The sequence below is a fragment of the Ferrimonas balearica genome (assembly GCF_019802055.1).
In the GTDB taxonomy this organism is placed as follows: Bacteria; Pseudomonadota; Gammaproteobacteria; order Enterobacterales; family Shewanellaceae; genus Ferrimonas; species Ferrimonas balearica_A.
In genome coordinates this window covers 102,360-127,615 of sequence record NZ_JAHVHW010000006.1, presented here as the reverse complement: position 1 = coordinate 127,615, position 25,256 = coordinate 102,360, and the positions used below count along the sequence as shown (strand labels likewise).

Below are 25,256 nucleotides of genomic sequence, written 5' to 3'. Positions count from 1 at the left end.
CAGTGATGTTGAAACGGTGGTTGTGCGGATTCTTAATGTTGATGATTTTGCCGGTAGCGGCAGAGGACGCCGTAAACCAGGATCCCTACGAGGTGGTGAAGGTGGTGGCGCAGCGCACCTTTGACCGATTTGCTCAGGATAACGCCTTGATTCAGCAGGACCTGGACCACCTTAAGGTGATCGTCGAAGAGGAGATGATGCCTTATGTGGATTACAAGTACGCGGCCTATAAGGTGATGGGTCCCTCTCTGAAGAAAACCACTCCGGAGCAAAGGGAGAGGTTCACTGAGGAGTTCCGTCGGTATATGATCGCCACCTTTGCCCAGGCGTTCACCGAATATCGGGATCAAACGGTGGAGTTTGAACCGGCCCGACCCTTCGGGGACAAAAACATTGTCACGGTAGGCGTCACCATCATCGATGGTAATCGCCCGCCGATTTCAGTCCAGTTCAAAGCCCGTCGCAACAAGAAGACAGGGGAATGGAAGGCGTTTGACCTGGTGGCCGAAGGCGTTAGCCTGCTGGCTTCCAAGGAGCAGGAGATTGGCGGCCTTATCCGTCGCAATGGCATCGATTCGGTGATCGACATGCTGGCGGAGAAGAGCGGAGTCAAACTGAGCGCCAAAGAGGAGGCATCGTGAGAGCGATGATCCGGCGAGAGGGCGAGGCCCTGGTGCTGGAAGGTGCGCTGAACCAGAGCACCATCCCACCCCTTTGGCCGCTTAAGCCAGAGTGGCTGGCACCGCCGCTGGAACGCCTTGAACTGGGCGCGCTCAGCGCCGTAGACAGTGCCGGGCTGGCACTGTTACTGGAGCTGGAAGGTCAGGCCCGGCAACAGGGAAGCGAGTTACGCTGGCAGCAATGTCCTGCGGCCCTGGAACGCCTGATGGAACTGTACGATTTGGAACTGGTCGAGGCCCGCCTTCAAGGCACCTAGACCATAGCGAGGAGTCACGCGTGGAACCGAAAGAGATCGAAGCCCGTCTGCAAGAGGCGATGTCACTGGCTGAAGTACGGGTTACTGCCGATGGCAGCCATTACGCCATTTTGGCCGTAGGGGACTGTTTCGAAGGCCTGACCAAGGTACGTCGTCAGCAGGCGGTGTACGCCCCGCTGATGGATAAAATCACGGATGGGACCCTTCACGCCTTGACCATCAAGGCATTCACGCCAGCGGAGTGGCAGCGCGAGAAAATTTTCAACGGCTGAGCCCGCGGAGCATTAGTGGATAAATTACAAGTTCGGGCCGTAGGCCCGCTGTCCGGAGAAGTCACCATCTCCGGCGCCAAAAACGCGGCTCTGCCGATCCTGATGGCCGCCATTCTGGCGGAAGACGAAATGCGCATCGGCAACGTGCCGGCACTGCGCGACGTGAACACCACCATCGCCCTGTTGCGGGAGCTGGGTGCCACCGTCAGTGATCTTCATGATTCTGCCTTGACCATCAACCCCGCCACCATTCATCACTATGTCGCTTCTTATGACCTGGTGAAGACCATGCGCGCCTCCATCCTGGCGCTGGGTCCGCTGGTGGCCAAATACGGCGAGGCGGATGTCTCTCTGCCCGGCGGCTGCGCCATTGGTGCGCGACCGGTTAACCTGCATATCCAGGGCCTGCAAGCGATGGGCGCGGATGTGGTGGTGGAAGAGGGCTACGTAAAGGCTCGGGTAGATGGCCGCCTGAAGGGCGCCACCATCCTGATGGATGTGGTTTCTGTCACCGGTACCGAGAACCTGATGATGGCCGCGGCGCTGGCCGACGGCGTAACTGTGATCGAAAACGCCGCCCGGGAACCGGAAGTGGTGGATCTGGCCAACTGCCTGAACGGCATGGGTGCCAAGATCACCGGTGCCGGAACCGATACTCTTCGCATCGAAGGGGTTGAGCGTCTCTCTGGTATTCACTATGACGTGATGCCGGACCGCATTGAAACCGGTACCTACCTGGTGGCGGCTGCGGCAACCCGGGGTAAGATCGTGTGCCGTAAGGCCGCGCCTGAAACCCTGGAGCCTGTGCTGCTGAAGCTGGAAGAGGCCGGTGCGGTTATTGATCGCGGCGAAGACTGGATCAGCCTGGATATGGAGGGTCGCCGAGCCAAGCCGGTTTCCATCAAGACGGCTCCGCACCCGGCGTTCCCGACCGATATGCAAGCGCAGTTCTGTACCCTGAATGCGCTGGCCGATGGCACCGGTCACGTGACCGAAACCATCTTCGAAAACCGCTTTATGCACGTGCCGGAACTGCAGCGCATGGGTGCTCAGATGGAGCAGGAAGGTAACACCTGCATCATCACCGGCAAGGAGACTCTGCAGGGGGCTCAGGTGATGGCAACGGATCTGCGCGCTTCCGCCTGTCTGGTGATCGCTGGTCTGGTGGCCGAGGGCACCACCGTAGTGGATCGCATCTACCACCTGGATCGCGGCTACGAGCATATCGAGCACAAGCTGGCTGGCCTGGGTGCTGATGTGGTTCGCGTAAAAGCGGAGCGCTGAGCTTTAGCCAGACACAAAAAAACGCCCCGACCGGGGCGTTTTTTTTTGGGATTCCACTCAGCCTTTCAGCCAGATCTTCAACGATGGCCAAAGCGGCGTGTCGAGACTCTGGCCCGGTTTGCGCTCAGGCAGGCGAGCCAGCAGCGGCAGATTCAGCGGCTTCAGAAAGCGCTCCAGCAGTTCCGTATCGGAGTCATCGCTGACCCGGTTGGCGATCACCCCCAACTGCGGCATCCGGGCACGGTAGCGAGGGTGAAGCAGCAGGTTGGGCAGAAAGCGCCCCAGAGCGCGCACATCCATGGGGCTGACCTGGGTCGGCAGCACAATGGCATCGGCGTAATCCAGCAAACGGTTCAGAAGACGGGGGTCCAGATTGGCGGGTGAATCCATCACGACGTGGCTGGCGTTTGCCGGTACGCGCAGTCGCATCGATTCCAGTCGCTCACGGCGGGGGTCATCATCCACCGCCCAGAAATCACCATTCTCTTCTGCCCAATCAATACTGGAGCCCTGAGGATCGAAATCCACCAGTGCCGGCGTCTGACCGTCCGCACTCAGTTGGCGCAAAAGAGTGGTGGTGATGGTGGATTTGCCCACTCCCCCTTTATTGTTGAGCACCAGCAGTCGGGGACCGGGGAACGCCGTCAGGCTCACCAGCGGCTGGAGTTTATGACGGACGGTGCTGGGGGTGGCATGGGCGAGCATGGAGGGGCTCCTTCAGGGGGTACCTGAAAGGGTAAGGCGACGCCCAGGCCGGGGATCTGAAATCAGCGCAGCGGTTCGGCGGGCGATGAAGGTTTTTCACCAATGGTGACGGGCACGCTGAAGTAACGGCCCCGGCGAACCAGGGTGATGTTGACCTCGGTACCCGGCGGCGTTTCGGCAATGCTGTCCATCAGCATGTCGGCGCCGGTAATGGTTTCCCCGTTAAAGGCGACCAGCACATCATCCGGGCGCAAGCCTGCGCGGGCGGCCGGGCCATGGGAGTCCACCTCAGTCACATGCACACCGATCATCTGCTGCAGACGCAGCAAGCGTGCGGTGGTTTGAGTCACCGGTTGACCTGTCAGGCCCAGGTGGCCCCGAATCACCCGACCATCTTTGATCAGCTTATTCATGATCTTGTAGGCCAGCTCGATGGGGATGGCGAAATTCAGGCCCACACCGGCTTCACCGAGCCATTGGTAGTTGGCGGTGTTGACCCCAACCAGAACGCCGTCGGCGTCCACCAAAGCGCCACCGGAGTTACCCTGGTTGATGGCAGCATCGGTCTGGATAAAGTCCTGATAACTGGAGGAGAGGCCGTTTCGACCGGTGGCACTGATGATGCCCTGAGTGATGGTTTGCCCCAGGTTATAGGGGTTGCCGATGGCCAGAACCATATCTCCCACCTGAGCCTGGCGCTTGGGATCCAGAGGGATGGTGGGCAGGTTATCGAGACCAATCTGCAATACGGCCAGATCGGTCCAGGGATCCGAGCCGATCATCTCGGCATTGGCCCAGCGACCATCCTGCAGGGCCACGTAGATCTGGTCGGCGGAACTGACCACGTGGTAGTTGGTCAGCACAATGCCGTCGCTGCGCATAATGATGCCACTGCCCAGCCCCTGGGGCGTTAACTGGGCACCTGCACGGCCACGCTGTTGACGCTGAGAGTAAACATTCACTACGGCAGGGGCCGCCGCCCGTACAGCATGGGCGAAGCTGGTACGCTCCACCTGGCTGCTGGCGCCACCTAAGCGCGGTAATTGCTCCCTCAGGCTGGGGGTCAGCAGCACAATGATCGCCGCCAGGGCCAGACCGGCCAGCACAGGTTTGAGCAGATAACGCAGTAACGCAGTGAATGTCATGAGGAAAGGTTCCGTGTGTTCAGGCCTCAAAGGCTACCGTGCCCCCGTCGGGGGAACAAGAAAAAAGCGGGCACGTCTGCAACGCGCCCGCTTCTTTAACCCTGCGGTTCGGGGTTAACGCAGGATCACCTGTCGTGCCACACCGTCGCGGATGATGGTGGCGGCAAATACGCCCTGGTAATCCTTAAACAGCTCACGCAGTTGGCTCAGGTCCTTCACGTTGGTGCGTCCGCGGTTGAGCAGGTTCACCTGCACAATCACATCGCCCTCAGCCAGCCCTTGTGCCGCAGCAGGGGAGCGCTCAGTCACTTCGCTGATGACCACGCCCCGGACGCCGTCTTCGTCGTAACTGGACAGCTTGGCCCCTTCCAGAGCGGGATGGATGACACTGGCCTGAACATTTTCACCCGGTGCCTCGTTAAGGGTCACCTTCACGGTTTTCTCATCGCCGTCGCGGATAACGCCCAGCTTGACGGTGGCACCCGCCCCTTTGGTGGCGACTTTGGCGCGCAGTTCCTGGAAGCTCTTAATCTTCTTTCCGTCGACGCTGACGATGACGTCACCGGCCTTCAGACCGGCTGCATCTGCGGCGGAGTCGGGGAACACTTGGCTGACATAGGCGCCGTGGGTGGTGTCCATGCCGAACAGCTTGGCGGTTTCGCTGGTGAGCTCACCCCCGAGAATGCCCAGCACGCCCCGACGAACTTCACCAAACTCGATGATTTGGTCGGTCAGGCTCTGCACCATGTTGACCGGGATGGCGAAGCCGATGCCGACGTTGCCGCCACTGGGGGCAATGATTGCGGTGTTGATACCGATCAACTCACCATTGAGGTTAACCAGCGCCCCTCCGGAGTTGCCGCTGTTGATGGCGGCGTCGGTCTGGATAAAGTTCTCCAGGCTTTCACCATTGCCCAGGCCGCTTCGGCCCAGCGCACTGACGATGCCGGAAGTGACGGTCTGGCCCAGGCCAAACGGGTTACCGATGGCGACGGTGAAATCACCAACGCGCAGCGCGTCGGAGTCGGCCAGGGGGACCGCGGTCAGGTCATCCGCTTCAACCTGCAGTACCGCAACGTCGGTGGCGGGGTCGGAACCGATCAGCTTGGCCTCGAACTCGCGACCGTCGCTCAGGTTCACCAGAATTTTGTCAGCGTTGTCGATCACATGGTGGTTGGTGATCACATAGCCCTTGTCCGCGTCGATGATGACGCCGGAGCCCAGCCCACGGAAGGGGCGCACCTGCTCGCGTTCACGCCCGAAGAAGTGACGGAACGGCTCGGGAATCGCCTGTCGGGCTACCTGAGTGCCCTCAACGGACACCGAGACCACGGCAGGGGCCACCGCCTCAACCATCGGAGCGAGGCTCGGCAGCTCCTTACCATTTACGGCGTTGGGCCATGCTGCGTGGGCAGGAAGCGTTACGGCGGTCATGCCCACGCTCAGCAGCGCAGCAGACACCAGGGTCATGGTTTTTTTCATGTTGAATCAATCTCCTGACATCAATGTCTAATCACAGTAACCTTTGCGACCCTGGTAAGGGGGAGAAAGTTCCCGTTCAGAGTCAGCCGTTGGCGATGCGATCCTTGGCGCCGATGATCCCATGGGAGCCCTGAACGTAGTCTTTGGGCGGGATCTCTTCCAGGTTGTCCAGCTGTGGCTGGTTCAGTGCCAGCGGCATCACCTGACCGTCACCGAGCATGCCCTGGGCAGACTCGTTCCAGAATCGGTTGGCCTTATCCAGGCTCTGGCTCAGCTGCATCATGGTTTCCCGTGACTGCTCAAAGTAGTCCGCCACCTCCTGGCGCTGCTGGTCCAGATCAAAGCGGGCCTGCTCAAGCTCACGACGCACTGTCTGCTGGTCGTCGCCCTTGCCCTTCATACGCCAGTGCAGCAGGTAGCCAACGCCCATCCCTGCAAAAAACAGCAAAATGCCAAACGCCCAGTTCATAGCCACTCCTTTACCTCAATGATTCCGCTCTGTTTGCGGTTACGCTTACTGAGTATGGCGCCAATATACCTTGGTGCCTGGTGACATGATACACTCCGGCGCTGTGCAAACAGGTCCAAGCTTTCTTTCATGGATGATATGAGTGCGACTCCGCTGGCGCGTTACCGCGCCGATCTGACCCGCGACGATTTTCAGTTTGATCCGGCCCAGGAGCAGGCGGTACTGCATCTGCAGCGCCTCTACGATGACCTGGTGGCCCGTTTTCAGCAGCGTCCCAGTCTGGGGCAACGCCTGAAAAGCCTGATGGGGCGCCAACTGAGCCCGGTTCCTGTCCAGGGCCTCTACTTCTGGGGAGGCGTAGGCCGGGGCAAAACCTATCTGGTCGACACCTTCTTTGATTGCCTGCCCCTCGAACGCAAAATGCGGATCCACTTTCACCGCTTTATGCATCGGGTACACGGCGAACTGAACCGGCTGAAAGGACAGGCGAATCCGCTGATCACCGTGGCGGATGTTCTGGCGGCAGAGGCGGAGGTAATCTGTTTCGACGAGTTCTTTGTCTCCGATATTACAGATGCCATGTTGCTGGGCGGCTTGTTTGAGCTGCTGTTTGCTCGTGGCGTGGTGTTGGTGGCCACCTCCAACATTCCGCCGGATGAGCTTTACCGCAACGGTCTCCAGCGTGCCCGATTCTTACCCGCCATTGACCTGATCAATGCCAATTGTCAGGTGGTGAATGTGGACAGCGGCATCGACTACCGGCTCCGCACCCTGGAGCAGGCAGAGATCTACCATTACCCCCTGGATGAGCAAGCCCATAAGAATCTTGAGCGCTATTTTGGCCAGTTGGCCCCGGAACCGGGGCAGCAGGGCGGGAGTATCGAGATTCTGGGTAGGCCGATTGAGGTGGTGCGCAGTGCTGACGGCGTCGTTTTGCTGGATTTTCTGGCGTTATGTGACGGACCGCGCAGTCAAAGCGATTACATGGAGCTGGCTCGCCTGTACCATACCGTGCTCCTCAGCGGGGTGACCCAGATGGGGGCTCAATCCACCGGTGATGATGTGGCACGCCGCTTCATCGCGATGGTTGACGAGTTCTACGAGCGGGGAGTGAAGCTCATCCTCTCCGCTGACGTGGCACTGCCGGAACTCTACACGGATGGCTTGGTCAGCTTTGAATTCAAACGCTGCCTGAGTCGTTTGACTGAGATGCAGAGCCACGATTACCTGGCCCGGCCACACCTGCCCTGAAAAACGACGGAAAGCGAGCAAAAAATCAGGTGATTTTTGCATCGCCCTGCTCTATAATTCGCGCCCTGCCCACGTTACAGGTGATCGTTTGGTCACCAAAACCAAGGTCTTGACGCGTTCGAAGGGACGGGTGGGAGGCCAGGAGAGGTCGCACTGTCGGCCCCGACAGGGCGCTTTTGTAACAGCTAAATTGGGTTTTTAGTCTAATGAAAACTTTTTCTGCTAAGCCAGAGTCCGTACAACGCGACTGGTTTATCATCGATGCCGAGGGCAAGACCCTGGGTCGCCTGGCTACCGAAGTAGCTCGCCGTCTGCGCGGTAAGCACAAGCCTGAGTACACTCCTCACGTTGATACCGGTGACTACATCGTAATCATCAACGCCGAGAAAGTGACCGTGACCGGTAACAAGGCCTCTGCCAAGATGTACTACCGTCACTCCGGTTACCCGGGTGGTATCAAAGAGATCAACTTCTCCGATCTGCAGGCTCGCAAGCCTGAAATGATCATCGAGAAAGCGGTTAAGGGCATGCTGCCGAGAGGTCCTCTGGGTCGCGCCATGTTCCGTAAGCTGAAAGTGTACGCTGGTGCCGAGCACAAGCATGCTGCACAGCAGCCTCAGGTTCTGGATATCTAAGGGGATATAGGCAATGACTCAATACTACGGTACCGGCCGCCGCAAAACCTCTACTGCTCGTGTTTTCATCAAGCAGGGTAGCGGCAACATCACTGTAAACAAGCGTTCTCTGGAGCAATTCTTCGGCCGCGAAACTGCCCGTATGGTAGTTCGTCAGCCGCTGGAGCTGGTTGAGATGCTGGACAAGCTGGACATCTACGTAACCGTAACTGGCGGTGGTATCACCGGTCAGTCCGGTGCCATCCGTCACGGTATCACCCGTGCTCTGATGCAGTACGATGAGTCCCTGCGTCCGACTCTGCGTGAAGCTGGCTTTGTTACTCGTGATGCCCGTGAGGTTGAGCGTAAGAAAGTTGGTCTGCGCAAAGCACGTCGTCGTCCTCAGTTCTCCAAGCGTTAATTCGCTGGAACTTTGGTTCGACACAGAAAACCCGACCGAAAGGTCGGGTTTTTCTTTATCTGTTGCTGATTTTTCACGCTTTTTTTAACAAGTAAATTCCTCATTTCCCCCCTCTGAGTCTCGCTCACCCCTTGCTCTGCCGTGATTTGGCTCAATCTGGTCGTGAAAGTATGACCTGTGTCCGGTTTTTCTATATAATGGGCCCGCTTCCAAACCGCTATGCTGCGCAAAATGGCGGTTTTGGTTAAAAAGACACCAAATTATTCAAAAAAGCAGAACCCCTACGGGAGATAAGTGGATGAGCAATGCGCCTGTCGATACTGGACGTCGCAGATTCCTGACCGTCGCCACGGCTGTGGTGGGCGGAGCTGGCGCTGCTGCTGTTGCGGTTCCCTTCATTAAATCTTGGAACCCGAGCGCTAAGGCGAAAGCCGCTGGCGCACCAGTAGAAGTGAACATCAGTAAACTGGAACCAGGCCAAATGTTGCGCGTCGAGTGGCGCGGTAAGCCGGTTTGGATTGTACGTCGCACCGATAAAGTTCTGGCCAACCTGGATACCCTGGCTTCGCAGCTGCGGGATCCGGACTCCGACGAGCCTCAGCAGCCGGAGTACGCCAAGAACGCCTACCGTTCCATCAAGGACGAGTATTTCATCGCCGTGGGCCTTTGTACCCACCTTGGTTGTTCCCCGACCTACCTGCCCAGCTCCTTTGAGCAGCAGGTTGAAGGGGTTGAATCCGGCTTCTTCTGCCCCTGCCATGGCTCCAAGTTCGACATGGCTGGCCGCGTATTCGCCGGTGTTCCTGCCCCGCTGAACCTGGTGATTCCGCCCCACACCTATGTGGACGAGTCCACCGTGATGATCGGCGTTGACGAGGGAGCGGCTTAATCATGAAAAAGCTTGTCGATTGGATTGATGCCCGGATCCCGATGACCGCGACTTACAATAAGCACGTAGGTCAGTACCCGGCGCCAAAAAACTTCAACTTCTGGTACTTCTTCGGCTCTCTGGCCATGCTGGTACTGGTTAACCAGATCCTCACCGGCATCTGGCTGACCATGAACTACGTGCCCACCGCCGAAGGTGCTTTTGCCTCCATCGAATACATCATGCGTGATGTGGAGTACGGCTGGCTGCTGCGTTACATGCACTCCACCGGCGCCTCCGCCTTCTTCGTGGTGATCTACCTGCACATGTTCCGCGGTCTCATCTACGGCTCCTATCAGAAGCCCCGTGAGCTGCTGTGGATCTTCGGCATGCTGATCTTCCTGGTGCTGATGGCTGAAGCCTTTATGGGCTACCTGCTGCCCTGGGGTCAGATGTCCTACTGGGGTGCCCAGGTGATCATCTCCCTGTTTGGCGCCATTCCGGTGATTGGTGACGACCTGACCCTGTGGATCCGTGGTGACTACGTGGTGTCTGGTGCCACTCTGAACCGCTTCTTCGCCCTGCACGTGATTGCACTGCCGCTGGTACTGGTTGTACTGGTGTTCCTGCACATCATCGCGCTGCACGAAGTGGGTTCCAACAACCCGGACGGCATCGAGGTGAAGAAGAACAAAGGCCCGGATGGCTGGCCGCTGGACGCCATTCCGTTCCACCCCTACTACACCGTTAAGGACATCGTAGGTGTGGCGGGCTTCCTGATCCTGTTCTGCTACGTGATCTTCTTTATGCCGGAAGGTGGCGGGTACTTCCTTGAGCCGCCGAACTTCGAAGCGGCCAACCCGTTGAAGACACCTGAGCACATTGCCCCGGTTTGGTACTTCACTCCGTTCTACGCCATTCTGCGTGCGGTTCCTGACAAGCTGCTGGGTGTGGTTGCCATGGGTGCTGCCATTGCCGTTCTGTTTGTCCTGCCTTGGCTGGATCGTTGCAAAGTGAAGTCCGTGCGTTACCGCAGCGGCATCCACAAGCTGAACATCGCCCAGTTCGTGGTCTGCTTCATCGCATTGGGTATCCTGGGCGCCCTGCCGGCGACCCCGACTTACACCCTGCTGGCGCGGATCTTCTCGCTGGGTTACTTCGGCTTCTTTGTCCTGCTGTTCATCTACAGCAAGAACGAGAAATGCAAACCGGTTCCGGAAAGGGTGACAGGCTAATGAAGAAGTTCATCATCGCAATCATCGCAGCCCTGCCGGCCCTGAGCTATGCCGCGGGCGGCAACAACGAGCACGTGGTGCCCGCCAACATCGACCTAGCTGATCAGGCTTCACTGCAACGTGGTGCCGTAGCCTTTATGGAAAACTGCTCCGGCTGTCACAGCACTCAGTACCAACGCTACCAGCGTGTGGCTGATGATATCGGCTTTACCACTGAGCAGATGCGCGAGCTCATCTACACCGACGCCAAGATCGGTGACCTGATGACCAGTGCCATTCCTCAGGCTGATGCCGAGAAGTGGTTTGGTGCGGCTCCGCCGGATCTGACCATGGTGGCCCGTGTTCGTGGCTCCGACTGGGTATACTCCTACCTGAAGAACTTTTACGCAGACCCGAATCGCCCGTTTGGCGTGAACAATCTGGTCTTCCCGTCCGTGGGCATGCCCCATGTGCTGGAGAGCTACCAGGGTGTTCCGGTTCTGCAGGAAGACGGTACCATCGTGTCCACCGGCGGCAGCATGACTGCCGACGAGTATGACCAACTGGTACTGGACATCACCAACTTCCTGACTTACTCCGCTGAGCCGATTCGCCTTCAGCGTGAGAGCATGGGTAAGTGGGTGCTGGGTTTCCTGGCGGTGTTCTTCGTGCTGGCCTACCTGCTTAAGCGGGAGTACTGGCGGGATGTACACTAATCGCCGATAAAAGGTTACAATCTGTCCTTTGCGCAACTGGGGGCCCCGTGCCCCCCGTTGCTGTTTCTGCTATCTGAACTTTTTCGGAGGGTATCAATGGCTGTCGCTGCCAATAAACGCTCTGTCATGGCCCTGTATTCCGGTGCCAGCGATCTTTACAGCCACCAGGTTCGCATCGTTCTGGCGGAGAAGGGAGTAGGGGTAGAGGTGATCCAGGTGGATCCCGATCAACTGCCTCAAGATCTGGCCGAGCTGAACCCGTACAACAGCGTGCCCACTCTGGTGGACCGGGAACTGGTGCTTTACAACGCACGTATCATCATGGAGTACCTTGATGAGCGTTTCCCCCACCCGCCGCTGATGCCCGTATACCCGGTGAGCCGTGGCCAGAGCCGTCTGATGATGCACCGCATCCAGCACGACTGGTACACCCTGGCTGAGCGCATCCAGAACAATGACGGTGCTGCCGCTGCTCGTAAAGAGCTGGCTGACAGCATTCTGGCTCTGGGTCCGGTCTTCGCCGAAGCGCCGTACTTTATGAGCGAAGAGTTCACTCTGGTGGATTGCTACCTGGCTCCGTTGTTCTGGCGTCTGCCGTCACTGGGCATCGAGCTGAATGGTCGTGGCAGTGCCGAAGTAAAGGCCTACATGACTCGTCTGTTCGAGCGTGAGTCCTTCAAGGCCTCCCTGACCGAAGCAGAGCGCGAGATGCGCATCGGCGTATGAGCAAGCCTTTAAGCCCCAGCCGTCCTTATCTGCTGCGGGCCTTTTATGAGTGGCTGCTGGACAACGAGTTGACGCCCCACCTTGTGGTGGAGGCGGATCTGCCCGGTGTTCAGGTTCCCCGTCAGTTTGTTGAGGATGGCCAGATCGTCCTCAATATTGCCCCTCATGCGGTGGGCAATCTGCAGATGGGTAACGAGGAGGTCACCTTCAACGCCCGCTTCGGCGGTCAGCCCCATGCACTGCGGGTGCCGATGTACGCGGTTGCGGCCATCTACGCCCGTGAGAATGGCGCAGGGACGGTGTTCCAGCCGGAAGAGGCGTATCAGCAACCCGAGCTCTCTGAGAGTGAGGAAGTGGCTGGCACTCCGGCTCCGGAGCGTCCTAAAGGACGACCCACTCTGAAAGTGATTAAGTGAGTCACCTCATGTGATAAGAAAGCGACCTTAGGGTCGCTTTTTTTATGCCTGCTCTATACGAAGTTGGAAATATAAAGCGCGGGTGAATGCGTTGGGTTAGTAATGAAGACTCATGGTGTCCATTTAATATCGTTATCTTACCTTGAGTTTGTCTCTTGTATTATATCTATAGACAAGATGAATTAGCTGCATTGAAATTCTGTTCTTCTTTCGAATCTTCTCCAAATTCCCGATTTTTCCTGACCCTTTGACACGCTATGCAAGCTGGCTGGATTGCCGCCCATGCATGGTTGTGATGCACGCCGGCTAATTGTCTTGGGCGTTGGGAAGAGTGTTTTTGATAAGTGGTGTTTTGTCACTCAGACAATATTACCTCTGGCTATCAAAACGATGAAAACAATGTGTTTGAATAAAAATTTGTCCTTGTGAAATATAAGTGTGTCGGAGTGATTAATTTTTCTGCGGCGGGAAAATAACAGGGAGAAGAGTTGTGAATATAAAATCCGTAGCCATGATGGTTGCCAGCGCACTTTATAGTGCAGGCGCATTGGCCGGAGCGGAGGGAACTGATGAGCAGATCCCAAGAACCATCGATGCGATGGCGCTCTATCAACATCAACAGCAGGCTCAGGCACAGAAAGCAGAACAACAGCTGAGCCCCTTACGACGGGATGGTTTGGCCAATATCCCGATGGTGCCCAAATCCGGCAAGGCAAAGTTTGCGCCAGAGGAACGGTTCGACGGTACCGCCATCTATATCGTGCAACTCCAGGATGCGCCTGTCGCCACTTATGACGGTCGCTTGCCCGGTCTCGCGGCCACCAAGCCAGCACTTCAACGTCATCAGCCGGGTCAGAAGCTCTTTGATACGACAAACTCCGGGACCTCAGCCGGGGCGATCGGCGCTTACACCAACCATCTGCTGAACACACAGCAGCAGTTGATTCAGCAGGTGCAGGGTCAGGTGCGGCGTCAGTTCACTACCGCCATCAATGCGCTGTCTATCGAGATGACCCAACAGGAAGCGATGCGTCTGGCCGAGATGCCCGAAGTGGCGTTTGTTCAGCGCTCCCGCAACTATGAGCTGCACACCGACATTGGGCCGGAGCATGTTGGTGCCCCGGGTATCTGGGATGGCAGTGCCAGCCACGACGGGGGGCGTTACACCGGTGCCGGAATGGTGGTGGGCATCATCGACACCGGCGTCAACACCCGCCACCCCTCCTTTGCTGCAGTGGGTGGAGATGGGTATGTGCATACCAACCCCCGGGGGGCGGGCAACTACCTGGGCGACTGTGCCCTGGCCGAGTATGCCGACAGCTGTAACGATAAATTGATTGGCCTGTATACCCACGACTCAATTACCGGTGAGTACGGAGCGGCATCGAGTGCTGAGCCGATCGGTGAGGACTACAACGGGCATGGCAGCCATGTGGCGAGTACGGTTGCCGGTAACGTGCTCTATGACGTTGACGTGGTAGCGCCGGAGTTTGGCGGTGGTGCTGGCATCCCGATGGGAGTGACCATGCCGCGGATCTCCGGCGTGGCGCCCCACGCGAACCTGATCTCCTATCAGGTGTGCCACCCGGTCGGTGGCTGCCCGGGTGAAGCGATGCTGTTCGCTATCGAGCAGGCGATCAAGGATGGCGTGGACGTGATCAACATGTCCATCGGCGGCAGTGAAAGCTTCCCCTGGGATGACGCCTTTGAGATGGCGTTCCTCTCTGCCCGTGAGGCAGGGGTTGCCGTGGCGCTCTCTGCCGGTAACGCAGGGGCATCGCGAGGCACAGACTCGCTCTATACCGTCGACCATACCTCCCCCTGGGTGCTGAACGTGGCCGCCACCACACATGCCCGCAGCATTGCCATCAGTGGCAAAGCGCTCGAGGGATTGAGCGGTGGGGATGAGAGCCTTAATCCCGGCACCATTGAGGGGGCAGGGATCTCATCAGCCTTTACCGGTGAATTTGTGCTGGCCGCCGATTTTGGCGACGCCCGCTGTAACAGCCCCTTTGCCCCCGGCACGTTCCTGGAATCCCACATCGTCGTTTGTGAGCGGGGCGACATCGCCCGTATCGAGAAGGCGGTGAACGTCCGTGATGGGGGAGCGGGTGGCTTTGTGCTCTACAACACCTGGAACGAAAGCGATCAGGTGGTGGATGACACCTATGTGATCCCCGGTATCCACCTGACCGCAGAGCAGTACTACGGCGACTGGAATACCCCCGGTCTGCTGCCCTGGCTGCAATCCGGTACAGGCTTGACCGGCACCATCAGTGCGTCCCAGGTGGACCGGGTGGTGAATCCGGAGGACGCCGACTGGCTGGCCTCTTTCTCCTCCCGCGGGCCCTCCAGTACCGTTGAAGAGCTGTTCTCCCCAGGCATCGCGGCACCGGGTGTCGACATCTTCGCGGCCTGGACCGAAACCAACCCCTTTGACCCCTATGGCGACACCCGGGCGTTCAATGCCATCAGCGGTACCTCGATGGCGAGCCCCCACGTTGCCGGGATGATGACCCTGATCCGTCAGGCCAATCCGCAGTGGACTGCTGCTGAGGTTCAATCGGCACTGCAGATGACGGCGGACAGCCAGGCGATCAAGACGCCCTATCCGGTCTACCCCTATCCCACCAAGGTGGCGGGCATATTCCGCGCTGGCCATGGTCTGGCAAACGTGGAGCGGGCGGTTAACGCCGGGCTGGTGATGGATGAAACGGCGGACAACTTCCGTCGGGCCAACCCCCACAACGGCGGACGGGTTCGTGACCTGAACCTGCCGCAGATGATCAACAACGACTGTGGCCGGGTCTGCTCCTGGACCCGGACCGTTCGGGCGACCCGCGATGGCAGTTGGGGTGTGGAAGCGGTGGCTGGTGAAGAGCATCCGCTGTTCTGGGACTACGCGCTGGATCCCACCGCCAAGGTCACCATCACGCCAAACCAGTTCACGCTGAAAGCAGGAGAGTCGATCGACCTGACGGTCTCCGTCGCCTTCTCCGACATCGACCTGGCCTGGTATGACGGGGCGTATCACCACGCCTTCGGTGAGATCCAGTTCAACAGTGCTGACGGCACCAGCCCTGGCGCCTACTGGCCCTATCTGGCCAGCTATGCGGGTAAAGCCCTGCCGAACAGCATTGAGGTCCTGACGCACTCCCAGCAGGGACAGCAGGTGGTGCCGGACGTGCCCCTTGGCGTGCCTGCCGGCGCATTGACCGCCGAGGCGTATGAGCCTGTACCCGCCGAGGTGCATCAGGTGGCGCTGCCGCGCTTGCAATCGGGCGTTGCCATGGTGGACAACGAGGGGTTCTGGAACACCGACCTGGATAACATTCAGGTGTTTGATGTCACCGTTGCCGAGGATACGGCGCTGCTGCGGGCGGAGGTGTTCGGTCGCCTGGGTTCCAGCATCGAAGATCCGCTCAACCACTACGCCGATGTCGACCTCTGGGTGTTGCGGGACTATGACGGCGATGGTCGTCTGCATCTGTCCGAAGCGATCTGTGCCTCTCAGTTGCCGCAAACCTCCAAGGGGGAGTACTGCAGCATTGAGCACCCGGAACCCGGAACCTACAAGGTGCTGCTGGCGAATTACATGCTGTACCCCTGGGAGAACGTGGATACCTACGAGTTTGGCATCGTGACCCTGGGCAAAACGCCGGGCCAGACGCTGACCACCCGCTTTGACAGCAACGCCGCCAACCCCAAACACTCCGACATCACCATTGAGTGGCACCAGGCGCCGGAGCCGGGCCAGACCCTGTACAGTGCCGTCGCGGTGCAGGTTGAGGGTGCTGAGCCGGGATCGGTCATCATGATGCCGGTGAACCTTCGCGGTGGTGATCCGCTGCTGACCGCCGAAGCGTCCCAGAGCGCGGCTCGGGTCGGAGAGATCGTTGAACTGTCTGTGCTCACTCAGGCCAACCGGACCGGTCAGGATCGGGTGGTGGATCTGGCGGTCACCCTGCCGGATGGGCTGGCGCTGATTCCTGGTTCGCTGCCGGACCTCGAGGGTTTGGTCACCACCGAGACCGGCCTCCAGTGGCAGGGCGTTCAGGTGGACACCTCCGGGACGCAGGCGCACTACCAGGTCAGCACCAACCTGGATAATCCTCAGTGCCGGACGCCCTGGGCCATCGACTACCCGGACGGCACACCGCTGGACGGCAAGTTCGTGGACCTGACCCGATTCGGCTTTGACCCCAGCTGGGGCACCTTCTACGAGGAGAATGAGTGGGGATGGGGCAGTTGGGTTCATGATGTGGAGATCCCGACCATCGCCAATGACTTCCAGCCCTTTGATAACGGTGACTACTTCCGCACCGACAAGGTGGTGTTGAGTTCGCGCGGTTGGGTTCAGGCGGATTACCTGCAGTACAACCCCTGGGACATTGCACTGCACCAGGTGCAGATGCCCATGCCCGGTGAGGACTACGGCACGCCGCCCGATTTCGTTCTGACCCCCTGGCATAACGCCCGACTGGACCCTGTCACCTGGCAGCAGGAGTGGACGCTCTCGATGTATGCCCCTCACTGGGATCCCGCTCAGTCCAGCGGCGTTTACATCGCCTACTACGACAACTACACCCTGCTGACCTGGAAAGGCGCACAAACCCACGACAAGTACTGGGATATGGACTGGAACGAAGTGGTGACGCCCCGCGATGACCGCTACGACTTCCAGATGTTTATGCGTGAGCACTCCAGCCACGACGAGGGGCAGTTCGAGGTGATCATGGCCTACGACAACCTCGACTTCGGCAGCCAGGAAGGCAACGGCGTGATTGGTCTGCGCGGTTACTGGGGCCCGAGAGCCGGATTCAGTCCCCTTTATGGCCACAGTGGTGTGGCCTTCGCGGAGGACAATCTGAAAACCGCTCTGAGTGATGGTCTGGTGGTCTGCTATGACATCGTCAATGACAGTGCCAGTCAGGTGCAGTTGGCGTTCCAGGTTGAGGTGACCGATGCGGCCTACGGCAGTGAGCAGCGTATTGATGTTGAGGCAGAGGTGGGAGGCGTTGGCCTGCTGACCGAATCCACGACCATCGCTGTGGCCGCCAACATTCTGGTCAAGCCGATCTCCGACCAGGAGGTTGAAGAAAATGGTGTGGTAGAGGGGATCCCGGTGCACTACAGCGACAGCGATGGCGGTGTCTCTCCCAACATCATCAGCGTTACGGGTGAGCACATCACTGCCGTGGTGCATGGTCATCGCTCCGGCGACACCTTCGACCTGATCCCTGCGCCGGACTGGTATGGCGAAACCGAAGTTACCGTCACCGTCAGTGACCAGGTCAACCCCAACGACCAGCACAGTGTTCGCTTCACTCTGAAGGTGCTGTCTGATGGCGTGGATCCGGCACCGGAACCGGAGCCGGAAGCGCCGAAGAAAGACAGTGGCACTTTCGGGTGGTTCAGCCTGCTGTTGCTTGGCCTGCTGGCCGGTCGACGTCGCCGCTGAGCCCGGGCCAGTCGGCGAGAGAGCAGGGCCCTGGTTTCAGGGCCCTGATGTTTCTCACCAGTCCCGCCCAAGGCTGTCAACTTAAAAATGAATTAACTGTTCTTACTCTCTTTTTTGGCGCATCAATCGGAGTTGCATCGAGCCCCATGACGGCTCGATGCCTCGTTTTATGGTGACCAATGGAAGGGGGCCGACTTCAGGTGAACGGAACAGAGAGGTAACGATGCGCACCAACATGATTGAGATCCGTCATCTGCGTCACTTCCAGATGCTCTGTCGCAAGGGCAGTTTCAGAGGGGCGGCGGAGCTTCTCAGAATCAGTCAACCCACGCTCTCCCGCAGCATTCAGCGCATGGAGGAGCTGCTGGAAGTAAAACTGCTGGACCGTCGTCGCAGTGGGGTGGTGCTGACGCCTTATGGCGAAGCGGTATTGCGCCACGGGGAGCGCATTGTTCGCGACGTGCGCCAAATGAGCCAGGAGCTGGAGTTTATCCACCAAAAGGATTGGGTAGAACTCACCATCGGAGCGGGCCCGATACCGGCAGAAACTTTGATCGGACCGGTGTTGAGTTCGATTGCGGAGCGTTTCCCCACCTTGAACCTGGAGCTGAGAGTAGAGGGGTGGGAGCGCCTGCTTCGGCTGCTTGAGTCCGGCGAACTGCACTACCTGGTGGAGGAGATTGAAGCGACCGGATTGGCGCATCGGGAGGGTCTGGCGGTGCACCCATTGCCGCCCCAGCCAGTGGTGTTTTGCTGCAGTCCGAAGCACCCGCTGATGGCTCGGCAGGAGGTCACGCTGGTGGACCTGTTGCAGTATCCCCTGGCTCTGCCCCGCAATCTGCCGCGCCCCTTCTGGCAACGTCACTTCCCGATGCTGACGGAAGGCCCGATGGTGGCGGGTCGGCGGTTTATCCGGTTTGATCATTTCCTGGCGGTGAAGCCAGCCATCCAGATGGGACAAGTGTTGGCGCTAACCCCATTGTTGAGTGTCCATCGGGAGCTGCTTGCGGGCCAGCTTGCGTTGCTCAAGGTGGTGGACATGGAGCCGATCCAGGCCCATTACGGCATCCTTTCCCTAAAGGGCCGAACCGCACCGCCAGCCGCTCAGCAACTGCTGGCTGCGATTGAGCAGCAGGCAAAAGTGGTCGTGCAGGAGGAGCCGGAACTCTATCCTTGTTAGCAGAACAGGAGAGAGGAGAGCAGGATGACCATGCAGATCGTAACCGGGGCGGGCTCAGGACTGGGCCGCGCCTTAACCCTGAAACTGGTGGCGGACGGTAATCGGGTGGCGATGATGGGACGAACGCCCGAAAAGCTGGCCGCGCTGGCGGAGAAGCTGGGCGAGCAGGTGCTGCCGATATCGGTGGATCTCAGCCAACCCGATGCGGTACATCAGGCGTTCGACTATGCGGAAGCCTGGGGCGGGCCGCCGGAATGGGTGGTGCATTGCGCTGGCCTTGGCCATTTCGGGGCGCTCAGTGGTCAGGGGGATGACGCCATACAGTCGATGCTGGCCTCCAACCTGCATAGCACCATCTGGGTGGGACGCGAAGTGGTTCAGCGCTGGGGCCATCATGACATGGTGCTGGCCAATGTGCTCTCCTCGGCGGCACAGACGGGAAAGGCTCATGAAGCGGTGTATTGCGCCACCAAGTGGGGGATGCGGGGCTTTCTGGAGTCGATGAGAGCTGAGTTGAAAGGGCAGCCCCTTCGCCTGGTCAACCTCTATCCCAGTGGCATCCGAAGCGGATTCTGGGAGGGTTCCGACCATGTGGACAGCAGCGGCTTTATGGCCCCGGAAGAGGCCGCGGAGTACATCGTCACGGCCCTGAAGGCGAAGTCCAGTTGCTACGTGACTGAACTGAGCATCGGACGATTCTGAACTCATAAAAAAGCCGCCCCTGAGGGCGGCTTTTTCTATTGGCCTGGGTTATCCGGCGCGGCGGCGCCAGCCCAGCATGGCCAGAAGCATCAGGGCCAGGTAGCCCAGAGAGCCGCTGTCGCTGCTTGGAGCCTCCGGCTCAGGCTCAGGGGCCGGTGCCGGTGCGGCTTCACCATCGGAGACCACCTCCAGCATAAAGCGGGTGCTGGCGGCATCGCCCGGGTTGGCCATGTCGAACACGGTGACCGTGACCTCAGTGGTGCCGTACCAGTGGGCTTCCGGAGTGATGTCGAAGGTGGCGCCGGACTCGCTGCCATGCACCACGGCGCTGATGTTCTCGCCGCTCACTTCAATGCCGTTAGTGGTGCCCCGGATGTCGTTGTACATCACGGTGATCCCTTCCAGAGTGGTGTTTTCATCCATCATCTGGTCGGCAATCTGGGCCACGGTGATGTTGCTGGGTACGTCCAGAGTGTGGCTGACGCTCACCAGGCCGGAGTCGCTGTACTCGCTGTCCACTGTGATGGTGCCGCTGGAACCGGTGGCGGCGTTACTGACCCGTACGGTGAACATCAGCTCGACAGCGGATTGCTCCGGACCACGGTAGTCCGCACAGATTACGGTGCCGGGGCTGACCTTCTCGTTGACGTCATTGAAGGCGAAGCCGTCGTTGTTGTAACCATAGGCCGGACCAAAGGAACCGCGCTCACCCCAGTAGCCATGCAGGCCAATGGAGCCGAAGTGATCGTTATAGGTATCGATGGCGCGATACGCGTAGACCACTTCATAGTCACCGGGCTGGAAGTTGATCTCCGTAGACACGGCGGTTTGCACGCTGAAGTAGGCGTCCGGATCCGGGTTGTCGTTACCCGTCAGGAACATGGCAAACTCTTCGCCACCATCCCACTGGAACAGGTAGTACTTGTTGGTGACAACGGCGTACACCACGTTGACGTAGCGCAGGGTGTCGAAATCGAAGTACACCTGCTCCGGCATCATCACGTCACCACGCCACAGCGGGGCCACGATGGTGTCCGGGAAGCCCTGGAACGCGTCACTGAACTCGTAGTGAATAGGCCAGAACAGCGGCATCGGATCGAACTGAACGAAGCCGAAGGGCGAGATCCCCAGTACATCCTGACCATACATCTCCGGGTTGCCGTACAGCGGTACGTGCGGCAGACCGTTGGCCGCCAGCGGGATGTAGAGCGGGCGGTTGGAGGTGCCAGGGATGCTGGTCGGCTCGAAGCCAGCCATCGGCATGTCGAAGAACGCCGGGTCCTCACCGTAGGGCACTCGACACAGAGGGTCTTCGGCGTTGGTGGTGAACACGTAGTGGCGCGGCATGTCCATGGAGGAGGCCTGAGTGCCAGCGATGGTGATCACATTGCCTTCGATGCTGATGGCGTCGTCCGGCAGGCCCACGTTACCCATTACCACACTGTCCTCCACCAGGGTGAACTGGCTGGGGATGGTGGTGGTCAGGCTGAAGTCGCGGTCCCCGCCCAACAGGTTCGGTGCCAGCTTGACCAGCACGTCCACCAGGTCGCCTGCCTTAGCAGCGGTCTGGGAAGCGTGAATCTCGGTGTCGCTGCCGATGTGCTGCAGTTTCACCGCGAAGTCGCCAAGGTTGCTGTCGTTGTAGGCATCGGAGCCGAGGGAGACAACACCGTAGTAGGCATCCCCTTCCACCACGTCCGGCAGGTTGTAGTTCAGACGCAACTGATAGGGGGTCAGTCCATCGGTGCTGGCCGGGCCATCCACCATCAGGTTGGCGTCATCGCCTCCGCCCACGATAGCCAGACTGGCTACGATGTGGTCTTCACGGTTCTTAGGATCTTCATACTCGAACTTCCAGTTGCCGATCACCGCCCAGTAGGTGCCGGGCATGGGGTCGTTGATGGCACAGAAGTCACCGTTGTCGGTGTAGGAGTAACAGATCGCCTCGTCCATCCACTGGATCTCGCCGTCACCGTTGACGTCCATACCCATATCGATGCCGGTGTAGGCCACCTTGTCGGCGCTGAGCACCTCCCAGACGATGCGTTTGGTGCCCTCCGGTACGTCGAAGAAGATCACCTCGGAACCGGCATCCTTCTTCACCTCGTCGGTGGTGTTCTGATCCTCGTTGATCCGGGTCACTGCGCGGGGCAGGTAGAGGTCGTAGCGCTCACCCTTGGTCAGGCCGGAGACCTTGTAGTTAAAGGACTGGATCTCATCGGTCACCAGCATCGGGGTCAAAGTATGGCCTCTCTCGCGATGGATGATGCCGGAAACCTCAGTAGGCAGGTTGTCACCACTGAAGCGTACGCCAAGCGGCAGGTACTGATCCGGCAGGCCGTTGCTCTGCGGTTTCAGATCCACCCGACCGAGCAGCTGCAGCATGCTGGAATCGGCGCCGATCGCCTCCACTTCCAGCACCTTGGCGGTCACGGTGATGGCCTGGGTCTGGCCCGCCATCAGGCTGAACTGCTTGGGTGAAACCTCCACTTCCAGCATGGCAGCGCCGTCCATGGGCAGCGCTTCAGCGCTGACGTCCCAGGTGCCGTCAGTGGTGGCGGTGAAGGTCCGCATCCAGGTGCAGGTACCGGCACAGTTGTCGTTGTAGAGGTAGGGCAGGTTCAGGGTGGTGACGTTGCCGCCGTTTCTTGGGTTGGCAGCACGGTAGTTGGCACCGGTTTCATCCAGCAGCAGACCAGCCTTCTGGGCACGGGCCACATTGATGACACCACTGCCAGCATCACCATAACCCGCCTGCACTGCGGTGCCGGCATAGTTGTAGGTGTCTGCAGCGCGGGTCACACCCTCCAGGGACGCGGTGGTCATCAGAGCGGACTGAATCATCGCCGGGGTCCAATCAGGGTTGGCCTGTTGCAGCAGCGCCATGGCGCCCGCTACGTGAGGCGCAGCCATGGAGGTCCCGCTGATGGCGGCAAAGTCCGTGGCCATCGGTGCGGCGCTGAAGGGCATATCGTCGGCGTAGGCGGCGTAGATGGCCACGCCCGGTGCGGCCAGATTGGGCGACATCACATCCGGGTTGGCCAGGTTGGGGCCACGAGAGGAGAAATCCGCCACATAGTCGGCTCGGGTTTCGGTGGTGACGACTTCAGCAGCGGTGATGGTGGCCATATGGCCTGCGCCACTGCCCAGCCAGCTCTTCAGGTCGCGGCCGACGTAGTAGTCAACGTGGATCCCGGGGATGCTGTAGGCATCATTGGCGATGCCGGCTTCCAGACCCCAACTGACCGAGTTGTACAGGATGAAGCCACCGGCGCCACCGGCAGCGGCGTTGACCGCTTTGGTTACCCGGGCGATGTCGCCCCGCTCACACACCACAATCGGGGCGCTGGCGAAGGGGGTGCCATCGGGGGCCAGGTCAAAGGTGCCTGCGGCGAAAGGTTCGTTACAGCGGGCATCGCCATAATCGGCGGCCAGCACGATGGGGCCGGAGTAGCCCTGAGTGATGCCACCGCCGTCAACGTCAGCCGGGGCAGGGGTATCCCCACCGCTCATGCCCGTCAGAGACTTATTGATCACTTCGATGCCGCGACCATGGGTGGTGGCGGCGACGGAGGTGAGCCAGGGGGAGAGGTGGTCAATGGCACCGCGGGCCTGGCTGGAATACTGCGGGCTGTAGGAGTTACCGGCAGAAGCGGCTACGGAGATCCCCGCTTCACGTGCGGCGAGGAAGGCCATCTCGATCGGGCTCTCCCAGGGGAAAGCACCAAACGTGGTGCCGATGGAGTAGTTGATGACGTCCACGCCGTCGGCGATGGCATCTTCGATACCGGCCATCAGAGCGGAACCCGGGCAGCCGCCGAAGCTTTCCCCGTAGCTGCCGTCGTTAGGCCAGCACACCTGGTACATGATGACGTTGGCGCGGGGCGCCACACCGGAGATCATGGGGAACTTGAGGCCGGTGGGGATACCGTCGGATTGCTCGGCAAACTCCGGCACCACGTAGTCGACGTTATAGAGAGTATTACCGGCGGCGGTGGAGGCGGTGTGGGAACCGTGGCCATGATAATCCTCACCGTTGGCGGGACGTTTGGGGTTCTCAATATTCCACCAGGGCTCGTCCGGTTGGTAGACCGGGTCCCAGTACTTGTCGGTGATCACTTCATAGGAGCGGACACCAATCAGCTTGTCGTTACACAGGTTGGTGAACTCGTCTTTTGCACAGTCGCCAACGAAGTTGCCGCTGCCCAGAGGGTTGGTATAGACGTAGCCATCTTCCGGCGTGTCGGAGAAGGAGACGTGGTCGGTGTTGATACCGGTATCCAGCACACCAACGATAACCCCTTCACCCCGGTGCTCCACACCGGTCAGGCTGCCATCCCAGAATTGATCGGCGCCGATGTGCTGCGGACCGACATCGGTCTGCAACTGGTGGATCTCCTCCAGGGTGACGTTACGAACGCCGGGCTGCAGGGCCACGGCGGCAGCCTGATCCTGAGTCATGCGCAGGGCGATGCCGTTGAAGGCCAGGCTGTACTGGCCAATGACCTGGGGGTTGCTGCCGACAATGCCGCTGATCTGACTCAGCAGAGAATCCTGTTTGTCCCGCAGATAGTGGGTGTACTGCTGTACCGCGCTGCTTTGTACATTGATCTTGTTAGCGCTGTGAGCGTTCAGTGCAAAAGGAGCCGGGTTATTGCGGGGGGCGGTGGCCTGCAGGCCAGCGATGCCTCCCTGATACAGGGCGGCGGGTCTGTCTGCGAGTTCGATGATGTAGGTTTGCTCGCCGGTCAGGCCTTCCTGGTAGTGAAAGGGGACCTTGTCGTCCGGACTCAGGGAGATGCCCCGGTGGACGTTCTTGCCATTGCTGAATGGTCGGTTGTCAGAGCTCATGCCGGAACGGGGCGGCCCGTTACGCAGTTGCTCGTTGTACTGCAATATCTCGTCGGTGATCTCAATATTCCGGAACTGGGTGTCGTCTCCCAGCCCTGATGCACTGGCACCACCGGCCATATACATGGCCGCCAGCGTCATCAGTGTCGCTTTTTTCATTTTCATGATGAAAACCCTCTATGCCCACAATGAGCATTCCCTGGTCTTGGTTGCTGTTATCTCTCCCTGCGTACTGCAAACATCACGCAACCACGGGACTACAGAGGTGGCAGTTGCACTGCTCTGATTTTGATGTTGCGCAAATGTACCCATTCGATCCAATGCAAAATAGCGCCATCAGTTATGCATTAAACGCATTGTTCGAATGGGAGTCGCTTGCGACAAGGGATTGCCAGAATGCTGAGGTACTTTTAGGTTAAAAATAAGTTGCTAGCGCCCTTTGCTTTGATAACATCGAATAGCAATCGACAAAAAATGCCCCATTAGGATGTATAGAGGGTATGGATAAAGAACACTGAGAATTGCCCTCACTACCACCCGGA

General features: G+C 59.2%; 20 protein-coding genes. 15 read left to right on the top strand and 5 right to left on the bottom strand.

Going from position 1 to position 25,256, the window contains the following annotated elements; all coding sequences use genetic code 11:
- The first annotated feature begins 5 nt into the window (after positions 1–5).
- The 4 genes from KUV52_RS05885 to murA are packed head-to-tail and all read left to right on the top strand — an operon-like array spanning position 6 to position 2,493.
- Positions 6–641: a phospholipid-binding protein MlaC gene (locus KUV52_RS05885; RefSeq protein WP_222525012.1), complete on the top strand. Its 636-nt coding sequence runs from the start codon at positions 6–8 to the stop codon at positions 639–641.
- Positions 642–646: 5 nt separating this feature from the next.
- Positions 647–937 carry a lipid asymmetry maintenance protein MlaB gene (locus KUV52_RS05880; protein ID WP_261389924.1) on the top strand — a complete coding sequence of 97 codons (291 nt, stop codon included), beginning with the start codon at positions 647–649 and terminating at the stop codon, positions 935–937.
- A gap of 20 nt (positions 938–957) precedes the next feature.
- A complete protein-coding gene (locus KUV52_RS05875) occupies positions 958–1,209 on the top strand; it encodes a BolA family protein (protein WP_222525010.1) in 252 nt (83 codons plus the stop codon).
- A 15-nt stretch (positions 1,210–1,224) separates the two neighbouring features.
- Entirely contained in the window at positions 1,225–2,493 is a 1,269-nt protein-coding gene (murA, locus tag KUV52_RS05870) for a UDP-N-acetylglucosamine 1-carboxyvinyltransferase (protein WP_222525009.1), read from the top strand.
- A 57-nt stretch (positions 2,494–2,550) separates the two neighbouring features.
- Here murA and KUV52_RS05865 read toward each other — a convergent pair whose 3' ends face one another.
- From KUV52_RS05865 to KUV52_RS05850, 4 genes are all read right to left on the bottom strand, one after another.
- Complete coding sequence (locus KUV52_RS05865; protein WP_222525008.1) at positions 2,551–3,198, bottom strand: ParA family protein; 648 nt, start codon at positions 3,196–3,198, stop codon at positions 2,551–2,553.
- Positions 3,199–3,260: 62 nt separating this feature from the next.
- The gene (degS, locus tag KUV52_RS05860; RefSeq protein ID WP_222525007.1) at positions 3,261–4,343 is read right to left on the bottom strand and encodes an outer membrane-stress sensor serine endopeptidase DegS; all 1,083 of its coding nucleotides are present in this window, start codon (positions 4,341–4,343) and stop codon (positions 3,261–3,263) included.
- A gap of 114 nt (positions 4,344–4,457) precedes the next feature.
- A complete protein-coding gene (locus KUV52_RS05855; RefSeq protein ID WP_222525006.1) occupies positions 4,458–5,825 on the bottom strand; it encodes a DegQ family serine endoprotease in 1,368 nt (455 codons plus the stop codon).
- Between the two features lie 82 nt (positions 5,826–5,907).
- Positions 5,908–6,294, bottom strand: a complete 387-nt coding sequence (locus tag KUV52_RS05850; RefSeq protein WP_222525005.1) for a YhcB family protein — start codon at positions 6,292–6,294, stop codon at positions 5,908–5,910.
- A 138-nt stretch (positions 6,295–6,432) separates the two neighbouring features.
- Here KUV52_RS05850 and zapE point away from each other — a divergent pair, with 138 nt between their 5' ends.
- The 11 genes from zapE (at position 6,433) to KUV52_RS05795 (ending at position 19,863) form a co-directional block, all read left to right on the top strand.
- On the top strand, positions 6,433–7,545 hold the full coding sequence (gene zapE, locus KUV52_RS05845) for a cell division protein ZapE (RefSeq protein ID WP_222525004.1): 1,113 nt from the start codon (positions 6,433–6,435) through the stop codon (positions 7,543–7,545).
- Between the two features lie 206 nt (positions 7,546–7,751).
- A complete protein-coding gene (rplM, locus tag KUV52_RS05840; protein WP_222525003.1) occupies positions 7,752–8,180 on the top strand; it encodes a 50S ribosomal protein L13 in 429 nt (142 codons plus the stop codon).
- Between the two features lie 13 nt (positions 8,181–8,193).
- Positions 8,194–8,580 (top strand): 30S ribosomal protein S9, encoded by a 387-nt coding sequence (gene rpsI, locus KUV52_RS05835; RefSeq protein WP_013346926.1) that lies wholly within the window; start codon positions 8,194–8,196, stop codon positions 8,578–8,580.
- Positions 8,581–8,878: 298 nt separating this feature from the next.
- Positions 8,879–9,469 (top strand): ubiquinol-cytochrome c reductase iron-sulfur subunit, encoded by a 591-nt coding sequence (petA, locus tag KUV52_RS05830; protein ID WP_222525002.1) that lies wholly within the window; start codon positions 8,879–8,881, stop codon positions 9,467–9,469.
- Between the two features lie 2 nt (positions 9,470–9,471).
- Positions 9,472–10,683 carry a cytochrome b gene (locus KUV52_RS05825; RefSeq protein WP_261389906.1) on the top strand — a complete coding sequence of 404 codons (1,212 nt, stop codon included), beginning with the start codon at positions 9,472–9,474 and terminating at the stop codon, positions 10,681–10,683.
- Complete coding sequence (locus tag KUV52_RS05820; RefSeq protein ID WP_222525001.1) at positions 10,683–11,378, top strand: cytochrome c1; 696 nt, start codon at positions 10,683–10,685, stop codon at positions 11,376–11,378. The genes KUV52_RS05825 and KUV52_RS05820 overlap by 1 nt, the downstream gene beginning before the upstream one ends.
- 96 nt (positions 11,379–11,474) lie before the next feature.
- The gene (gene sspA, locus KUV52_RS05815; protein ID WP_222525000.1) at positions 11,475–12,104 is read left to right on the top strand and encodes a stringent starvation protein SspA; all 630 of its coding nucleotides are present in this window, start codon (positions 11,475–11,477) and stop codon (positions 12,102–12,104) included.
- Positions 12,101–12,520 (top strand): ClpXP protease specificity-enhancing factor, encoded by a 420-nt coding sequence (gene sspB / locus KUV52_RS05810; protein ID WP_222524999.1) that lies wholly within the window; start codon positions 12,101–12,103, stop codon positions 12,518–12,520. The genes sspA and sspB overlap by 4 nt, the downstream gene beginning before the upstream one ends.
- A 490-nt stretch (positions 12,521–13,010) precedes the next feature.
- Positions 13,011–17,981, top strand: a complete 4,971-nt coding sequence (locus KUV52_RS05805) for a S8 family serine peptidase (RefSeq protein WP_222524998.1) — start codon at positions 13,011–13,013, stop codon at positions 17,979–17,981.
- 223 nt (positions 17,982–18,204) lie between these two features.
- A complete protein-coding gene (locus KUV52_RS05800) occupies positions 18,205–19,161 on the top strand; it encodes a LysR family transcriptional regulator (RefSeq protein WP_222524997.1) in 957 nt (318 codons plus the stop codon).
- 24 nt (positions 19,162–19,185) lie between these two features.
- Positions 19,186–19,863, top strand: coding sequence for an SDR family NAD(P)-dependent oxidoreductase (locus tag KUV52_RS05795; RefSeq protein WP_222524996.1), 678 nt, complete (start codon positions 19,186–19,188; stop codon positions 19,861–19,863).
- A gap of 48 nt (positions 19,864–19,911) precedes the next feature.
- Here the strand turns inward: KUV52_RS05795 and KUV52_RS19005 are convergent, their stop codons facing one another.
- Positions 19,912–24,879: a S8 family serine peptidase gene (locus KUV52_RS19005; RefSeq protein ID WP_222524995.1), complete on the bottom strand. Its 4,968-nt coding sequence runs from the start codon at positions 24,877–24,879 to the stop codon at positions 19,912–19,914.
- Positions 24,880–25,256: the final 377 nt, after the last annotated feature.

What these genes read in the sequence shown, in the direction of transcription:
- zapE (WP_222525004.1), top strand. Translation starts at nt 6,433, where the DNA reads ATGAGTGCGACTCCGCTGGCGCGTTACCGCGCCGATCTGACCCGCGAC.
- rpsI (WP_013346926.1), top strand. Translation starts at nt 8,194, where the DNA reads ATGACTCAATACTACGGTACCGGCCGCCGCAAAACCTCTACTGCTCGT.
- KUV52_RS05820 (WP_222525001.1), top strand. Translation starts at nt 10,683, where the DNA reads ATGAAGAAGTTCATCATCGCAATCATCGCAGCCCTGCCGGCCCTGAGC.
- sspB (WP_222524999.1), top strand. Translation starts at nt 12,101, where the DNA reads ATGAGCAAGCCTTTAAGCCCCAGCCGTCCTTATCTGCTGCGGGCCTTT.
- sspA (WP_222525000.1), top strand. Translation starts at nt 11,475, where the DNA reads ATGGCTGTCGCTGCCAATAAACGCTCTGTCATGGCCCTGTATTCCGGT.
- petA (WP_222525002.1), top strand. Translation starts at nt 8,879, where the DNA reads ATGAGCAATGCGCCTGTCGATACTGGACGTCGCAGATTCCTGACCGTC.
- KUV52_RS05850 (WP_222525005.1), bottom strand. Translation starts at nt 6,294, where the DNA reads ATGAACTGGGCGTTTGGCATTTTGCTGTTTTTTGCAGGGATGGGCGTT.
- KUV52_RS05865 (WP_222525008.1), bottom strand. Translation starts at nt 3,198, where the DNA reads ATGCTCGCCCATGCCACCCCCAGCACCGTCCGTCATAAACTCCAGCCG.
- KUV52_RS19005 (WP_222524995.1), bottom strand. Translation starts at nt 24,879, where the DNA reads ATGAAAATGAAAAAAGCGACACTGATGACGCTGGCGGCCATGTATATG.
- rplM (WP_222525003.1), top strand. Translation starts at nt 7,752, where the DNA reads ATGAAAACTTTTTCTGCTAAGCCAGAGTCCGTACAACGCGACTGGTTT.
- KUV52_RS05825 (WP_261389906.1), top strand. Translation starts at nt 9,472, where the DNA reads ATGAAAAAGCTTGTCGATTGGATTGATGCCCGGATCCCGATGACCGCG.
- KUV52_RS05800 (WP_222524997.1), top strand. Translation starts at nt 18,205, where the DNA reads ATGCGCACCAACATGATTGAGATCCGTCATCTGCGTCACTTCCAGATG.
- KUV52_RS05885 (WP_222525012.1), top strand. Translation starts at nt 6, where the DNA reads ATGTTGAAACGGTGGTTGTGCGGATTCTTAATGTTGATGATTTTGCCG.
- degS (WP_222525007.1), bottom strand. Translation starts at nt 4,343, where the DNA reads ATGACATTCACTGCGTTACTGCGTTATCTGCTCAAACCTGTGCTGGCC.
- KUV52_RS05795 (WP_222524996.1), top strand. Translation starts at nt 19,186, where the DNA reads ATGACCATGCAGATCGTAACCGGGGCGGGCTCAGGACTGGGCCGCGCC.
- KUV52_RS05855 (WP_222525006.1), bottom strand. Translation starts at nt 5,825, where the DNA reads ATGAAAAAAACCATGACCCTGGTGTCTGCTGCGCTGCTGAGCGTGGGC.
- KUV52_RS05880 (WP_261389924.1), top strand. Translation starts at nt 647, where the DNA reads ATGATCCGGCGAGAGGGCGAGGCCCTGGTGCTGGAAGGTGCGCTGAAC.